Origin of the sequence: Polaromonas sp., from assembly GCF_030689685.1 — a bacterium.
Taxonomy (GTDB): Bacteria; Pseudomonadota; Gammaproteobacteria; order Burkholderiales; family Burkholderiaceae_C; genus Polaromonas.
Genome location: NZ_JAUYEY010000103.1, coordinates 1 through 6,357, shown reverse-complemented (window position 1 = coordinate 6,357; position 6,357 = coordinate 1). Strand labels below are relative to the sequence as shown.

Annotated in this window: 7 protein-coding genes; 5 read left to right on the top strand and 2 right to left on the bottom strand. The window is 62.5% G+C overall.

Translation table 11 applies throughout. The annotated features are described in order from the left end of the window. Window positions 1-112: 112 nt before the first annotated feature. Window positions 113-739, bottom strand: a complete 627-nt coding sequence (locus Q8O29_RS20305) for a hypothetical protein (RefSeq protein ID WP_305566044.1) — start codon at window positions 737-739, stop codon at window positions 113-115. Window positions 740-799: 60 nt separating this feature from the next. Next, window positions 800-1,807 carry a porphobilinogen synthase gene (hemB, locus tag Q8O29_RS20300; protein ID WP_305566043.1) on the bottom strand — a complete coding sequence of 336 codons (1,008 nt, stop codon included), beginning with the start codon at window positions 1,805-1,807 and terminating at the stop codon, window positions 800-802. 307 nt (window positions 1,808-2,114) lie between these two features. Here hemB and Q8O29_RS20295 point away from each other — a divergent pair, with 307 nt between their 5' ends. The 5 genes from Q8O29_RS20295 (at window position 2,115) to Q8O29_RS20275 (ending at window position 6,152) form a co-directional block, all read left to right on the top strand. After that, the gene (locus Q8O29_RS20295; RefSeq protein ID WP_305566042.1) at window positions 2,115-2,543 is read left to right on the top strand and encodes a CopD family protein; all 429 of its coding nucleotides are present in this window, start codon (window positions 2,115-2,117) and stop codon (window positions 2,541-2,543) included. 151 nt (window positions 2,544-2,694) lie between these two features. After that, window positions 2,695-3,810 carry a VanZ family protein gene (locus Q8O29_RS20290; RefSeq protein ID WP_305566041.1) on the top strand — a complete coding sequence of 372 codons (1,116 nt, stop codon included), beginning with the start codon at window positions 2,695-2,697 and terminating at the stop codon, window positions 3,808-3,810. Continuing rightward, on the top strand, window positions 3,807-4,181 hold the full coding sequence (locus Q8O29_RS20285) for a ferredoxin (RefSeq protein WP_305566040.1): 375 nt from the start codon (window positions 3,807-3,809) through the stop codon (window positions 4,179-4,181). The genes Q8O29_RS20290 and Q8O29_RS20285 overlap by 4 nt, the downstream gene beginning before the upstream one ends. 108 nt (window positions 4,182-4,289) lie before the next feature. Beyond that, the gene (locus Q8O29_RS20280; protein ID WP_305566039.1) at window positions 4,290-4,910 is read left to right on the top strand and encodes an alpha/beta hydrolase; all 621 of its coding nucleotides are present in this window, start codon (window positions 4,290-4,292) and stop codon (window positions 4,908-4,910) included. 45 nt (window positions 4,911-4,955) lie between these two features. Beyond that, entirely contained in the window at window positions 4,956-6,152 is a 1,197-nt protein-coding gene (locus Q8O29_RS20275; protein WP_371134291.1) for a D-alanyl-D-alanine carboxypeptidase family protein, read from the top strand. Window positions 6,153-6,357 lie beyond the last annotated feature (205 nt).

Sequence of the window (6,357 nt, the reverse complement as noted above, 5' to 3'; positions counted from 1 at the left end):
CCTTGACGCGCTGGAGGAGCAGCTTGCACTGGGACTCAGAACTTTGGAGCAAAACCCTGAAACTGTGCGCACCATTGTCTCTTGGGATTGGATTGTGAGCTCCTTGATTACTTCATTTATGAAGTAGAAATGGAATGAGTTCCTTGCGCACGTCGAGGTAGCTGTCGACCATGGTGTTGACCATGCGCAGCACCAAGTCGGTCGGACTGGACGGAATGCGGCTGCGCGCCGACACGGCGTCCACGCTGAACTTGGCATCTGTTAATGAACGCTCAATGAAGCTTTTGGCGGTGTAGCAGCCGCGCGGGTGCACGCTGATCAACAGCCGGTCAAACACCACAAACCCCACCGCGCGCGAACTGATGCGGTTGAAGGCGGCCAGGCCGCCGCGCGGTTTGGTGCGCGGCTGCCCGCCCTGGCCATGGTAGGCCTCGACGGCGGTTTCGAGCTCGGCCTCGGCGCGTGTCTCCACCTGGGTCGCCAGTCGGCGGAAGATGATCAGGTCGTAGATCGAGGTGAAATCGTAGTGCGAGGGATGGACGGCGTTGCTAAGGTCCTGGCAGTGCAGGTCCAGCAGCGCGGAGCCGCCCAGTTGCTGCGTCGCCTGCTGAAGAAGCGGCAGATGGGTTTGGAACTCGTCGCGGTCAAAAAATATCCAGACGAAACCATCGGTGGGCGGCTGCGCGGGCAGGGCGTCCGAAAAACGCAGGCTGTCGGCGGTGAATTCAACAATTTGCACGGTGTCTGTCCGGTTTGAAGCTAATTTGGTCTGCAGCCCATATCCGTCATGCTTGAGTTGCTATTTATTTTGTAGCAAACGGGCGGCTGCGATGGCAAAGTAGGTCAGCACGCCGTCGGCGCCGGCGCGCTTGAAGGCCAGCAGGCTTTCCATCATCACCGCGTCATGGTCGAGCCAGCCGTTGAGCGCAGCGGCCTTGAGCATCGCGTACTCGCCGCTGACCTGGTAGGCAAAGGTCGGCACGCCGAACTCGTCCTTGACGCGGCGTACCACGTCCAGGTAAGGCATGCCAGGCTTGACCATCACCATGTCGGCGCCCTCGGCAATGTCCATCGCGACCTCGCGCAAGGCTTCGTCGCTGTTGCCCGGATCCATTTGGTAGACTTTTTTGTCGGCCTTGCCGAGGTTGCCGGCGGAGCCCACCGCATCGCGAAACGGGCCGTAAAACGCACTCGCGTATTTGGCGCTGTAGGCCATGATGCGGGTGTGGATCAGCTTGCGCGATTCAAGTGCCGAGCGTATTGCGCCGATGCGGCCATCCATCATGTCGCTGGGGGCGACGATGTCGACGCCGGCTTCCGCCTGTGTGAGTGCCTGGCCCACGAGCAGTTCAATCGTTTCGTCGTTGAGGATATAACCAGTCTCTTTGTCCGGCAGGCCGTCCTGGCCGTGGCTGGTGAAGGGGTCCAGCGCCACATCGGTCATCACGCCGAGTTCGGGAAAGCGCTTCTTGAGCTCGCGCACCACCCGCGGCACCAGGCCGTCGGGGTTCAGCGCTTCCTTGCCGTCGTAAGTCTTGAGCGATGCGCCGATCACCGGGAACAGCGCCATCACGGGAATGCCCAGGCTCACGCACTCCTCGGCCATGGGCAGCAGCAGGTCCAGGCTCAGGCGCTCGACGCCCGGCATGGAGACCACAGCTTCGCGGCGCTTCGTGCCTTCGGTGACAAACACCGGGTAGATCAGGTCGTGGGCGCTGAGCGCGTTTTCACGCACCAGGTTGCGTGTGAAGCTGTCGCGGCGCAGGCGGCGCGGCCGGCCGGAAGGGTAAGGGGCGTGAACTGTCATTGGCAAATTGTGCCAAAGCTTTGGTTCGCAGCGTCGATTAATTTGGTAGAAGCGAAATGGCGCATGAAGCGGCCCTGCAGCACAGACAAAAAAATGCCCGGATGACACAAGGTCAGCCGGGCCTGGAAGCCTTTTTGCTGTGACACGTAAAGGCACCCGCTCAGGGAGGAAAAGCGGGATGCTGCCACCAAAAGGTAACAACACCTATTAATTCTAGTCAACGCAGACAGATGTGACAAGGGGTTCGCTTTAAAGGCAGGTCGCGTGGCGCACGCTTGGCTAAGGGCGTGCGGGCTACACTTCGCTCATGCTCTGGGTCAAGTCACTTCACATTGTTTTTGTCGCTAGCTGGTTTGCGGGCCTGTTCTACCTGCCGCGCATTTTTGTGAACCTGGCGATGGTGCCGCCGGAGAGCGTGGCCGAGCGTGAGCGCCTGGTCCTGATGGCGCGCAAGCTGCTGCGCTTCACCACGATTCTGGCCGTGCCCGCGCTGGCTTTCGGCCTGTGGTTGTGGCTGGGTTACGGCATAGGCCGCGGTCCCGGCAATGGCTGGATGCACGCGAAGCTGGCCGTGGTGGTGCTGGTGATCGGCTATCACCACGCCTGCGGCCGCGTTCTCGCGACCTTTGTCGCGCAGCGCAACACGCGCAGTCACCGCTGGTACCGCTTCTTTAACGAGGTGCCGGTGCTGCTGCTGTTCGCAGCGGTTGTGCTGGTGGTCGTCAAGCCGTTTTAGCACCATGACAACCAGCGTGCCCCCCCCGCCTTCACCAGCAGACGCGAACGAACCGGCTTTGCCGGGCGCGATGCGTCGTCCCTTGGATGGGGAAAAGGAACTACACGAAGCGAAGCGCAGTGAGAACGATAGGGGTGAGTCAACTTCTGGTGTGCAATCAGCCAGTTGGCCGCTCGCGTTGGCGACGGTCTGCCTGATTGTTTATGCCAGCCTCTACCCCTTTGCCGAGTGGCGCAACCAGGGCATCTCGCCGTTGAATTTTCTGACTGCGCCCTTGCCGCGTTACTGGACCGGCTTTGATGTCGGCGTCAACCTGGCAGGCTATGCGCCGCTCGGTTTCCTGCTGGCCCTGGCCGCGCTGCGCAGCGGTCGTATGCGCTGGGCTGTCAGCGCGGCCGTGCTCAGCGCGGCGGCCTTGTCCTTGAGCATGGAAGCGCTGCAGAGTTACCTTCCTTCGCGCGTGCCCTCGAATGTGGATTTCGCGCTGAACACCGCCGGTGCCTGGCTGGGCGCCTGCAGCGCCTGGCTGCTCGAAAAAGCCGGTGCCATTGCCCGCTGGAGTCGCGTGCGCGCGCGCTGGTTTGTGCGCGAGGCGCGCGGTGCGCTGGTGCTGCTGGCGCTATGGCCGGTGGCGCTGCTGTTTCCCGCTTCGGTGCCGCTGGGGCTGGGCCAGGTGGTCGAGCGGCTGGAGTACTGGCTGGCCGAGATACTGGCCGACACGCCTTTCCTGCAATGGCTGCCGGTGCGCGACATCGAGCTGCAGCCGCTGGTGCCAGGCGCCGAGGTGATTTGCGTGGCGCTGGGCGCGCTGATTCCCTGCCTGCTCGCTTATGGCGTGGTGCGCACCTGGCCGCAGCGGGCGGTTTTCCTGGTGGCAGCGTTGGCCACCGGCATCACGTTGACCGCTCTGTCTGCGGCGCTCAGCTACGGCCCCGACCATGCGTGGGCCTGGCTGGACCTTCCAGTACAGGTCGGTCTGGTCATGGGCGGCGTGCTGGCGCTGCTGCTGCTGCCGGTGCCACGCCGGGCCAGCGCCGCGCTGCTGCTGGTCGCGCTGTGTGTGCACCTGTCGCTGCTGAACCAGGCGCCGGTCGGCCCTTACTTTGCCGAGACGCTGCAGATTTGGGAGCAGGGGCGCTTTGTGCGTTTCAACGGCCTGGCCCAGTGGCTGGGCTGGCTCTGGCCTTTTGCGACGCTGGTCTACGTGCTGGTGCGTTTGTCCGCGCGCAAGGCGGCAGAAGCGGGCGAAAGTAAAATCGGGGCATGACACCAACCAGCGCGACAGGTGCGGCCCCGGCCGCCGCAGCCCCCGACTCTTATTACGAACGACATATTTTCTTTTGCCTGAACCAACGTGAAGGCGGCGAAGATAGCTGTGCCAACCACCGGGCGCAGCAGGGCTTTGACCGCTGCAAGTCGCAGGTCAAGGCTGCCGGCCTGGCCGGGCCGGGCAAGGTGCGTGTCAACAAGGCCGGTTGCCTGGACCGCTGCGCCGCCGGCCCGGTGGCCGTGGTTTATCCCGAGGCGGTCTGGTACACCTATGTCGATGCGAACGACATCGACGAGATTGTCGAGTCGCACCTTCAACGCGGCCAGATTGTCGAGCGCCTGCTTACCCCTGCGCACCTCGGGCGCTGATCGCCGGAAACCTCAGAAAATATCAATGATTTATGCCTCCAACCCATGCTGGGTGGGTACAAGCAGCTATTAATTCAATAGCACTCAACATCTCAGAAAAATCGCCTTTTGAACGCTCACACCCAGAAAAGCAGTTTCCCCGGCCCGGCCGGCGCCATCGAGATGGCCCTCGACGTGCCCACAGGCGCTTCGCGCGGCGTCGCCGTGATCGCGCATCCGCATCCGCTGTTCGGCGGCACTCTTGACAACAAGGTGGTGCAGACGCTGGCGCGCGCTTTCACCCAGAGCGGCTGGACCGCAGTTCGCTTCAACTTTCGCGGCGTCGGCGCGAGTGAAGGTGTGTACGACGAGGGGCGCGGCGAGGTCGAGGACATGCTGGCCGTGGTGCAGCAGGCGGCGCCCCAGGGTGCGCTGGCGCTGGCCGGTTTCTCCTTCGGCGGTTTTGTGACCTCGCAGGTGTTTGCGCGCCTGCAGCCAGCGCGCGTGATCGACAAGCTGGTGCTGGTGGCGCCAGCGACCAGCCGCTTTGCGGTTTCCCCCATTCCCGAGGCCGCGCATGAACAGACGCTGGTGATCCATGGCGAGCAGGACGACACCGTGCCGCTGCAGGCCGTGATGGACTGGGCCAGGCCGCAGCTACTGCCTGTTACGGTTGTGCCCGGTGGTGGGCATTTCTTTCATGGACAATTACCGCTGCTGAAAAGTCTGGTCGCGCGCCATCTGCGCTGAGCGCTTTTCTTCCTTCCTTCTTCCATTTCCAGGTTTTATTCCCCCATGAGTTTTTCGACAGTTTTTCGCGGCCTGGCCGCTTCCCTGGCTTTCGTTAGCTCCGCAGGTTTTCTGCCGGCAGTGCAAGCCCAGATGCCGCAGCCGCCCGAAGTGGCTGCCCGCTCTTATTTGCTGCTCGATGTCACGGCCAACCAGATCCTGGCGTCCAAGGACATTGATTCGCCGGTCGAGCCAGCGTCGCTGACCAAACTGATGACCGAGTACCTGGTGTTTGATGCGCTGAAGTCCAAAAAAATCGACCTCAAACAGACCTTCGGTGTCAGCGAACGCGCCTGGAAGATGCCCGGTTCGCGCATGTTCATCGACCCCAAGATGCAGGTGCCGGTGGAAGACCTGATCAAAGGCATGATCGTCCAATCGGGCAATGACGCCACCATGGCGCTGGCCGAGGGCGTGGGCGGCACTGCTGAAAACTTCGTCAAACTGATGAACGAGCAGGCCAAGGCGCTTGGCATGAACTCAACCAGCTACAAAAACCCGGAAGGCCTGACCGAGCCTGGCCACACCACGACGGCGCGCGACCTGAGCATTTTGTCGACCCGCCTGATGCAGGACTTCCCTGACTACATGGGTTTTTCGGCCATCAAGAAATACCGCTATCCCGGCACGCCGGCCGCCAACGACACCAACCGCAACACCCTGCTGTTCCGTGACCCCTCGGTCGACGGCCTGAAAACCGGGTACACCGCTGCCGCCGGCTACTGCATGATCGCCACCGCGAAGCGCGACTTCCCGAATCTGGGCCCCGCCAATGCGCCCGGCAGCCGGCGTCTGCTGGCTATCGTGCTGGGCGCCGCCAGCGACAGCGACCGGGTCAACGAGTCGCAAAAGCTGCTGAACTGGGGCTACACCGCCTTCGAAGCTGTCAAATTGTTCGACGCCGGTCAGCCGGTCGCCTCGCCCAGCGTCTGGAAAGGCAAGTCCAACACGGTCAAGCTGGGACGCCCGCAGGCCATCGTGATCGCCATTCCTGCTGGCAGCTCCGCCAAAGTTCAGACCCAGGTCGCCCGGCCGGACCCACTGGTCGCGCCTTTTGTCAAAGGCCAGGCCGTCGGGACGCTCAAAGTCAGCACCGGCACCGGACAGCCTGTGGCTGACATTCCGTTGGTGGTGCTGGAGGCCGTCGAGGAATCCGGCATTCTGGGCCGCGCCTGGGACTCGATCCGGCTCTGGATCAAATAAAGCTGCCGCCCTCGGTTTTTAGGCCGTTTCCAGCCGGCTGAGGATGGGCCTGAACCGGCCAGATAGTATTTTCCAATTCAGGTATGAGCCTGAAGGGTTCGCAATTTGGGTAATTTCGATGTGCGGGCTGACCAGGTTGAAAAGGGAAGTTTAAGGGCTTGCGGAATTTTTTAAATCAGGCCCCTGCCAGGCCGCCGGAGGCCCC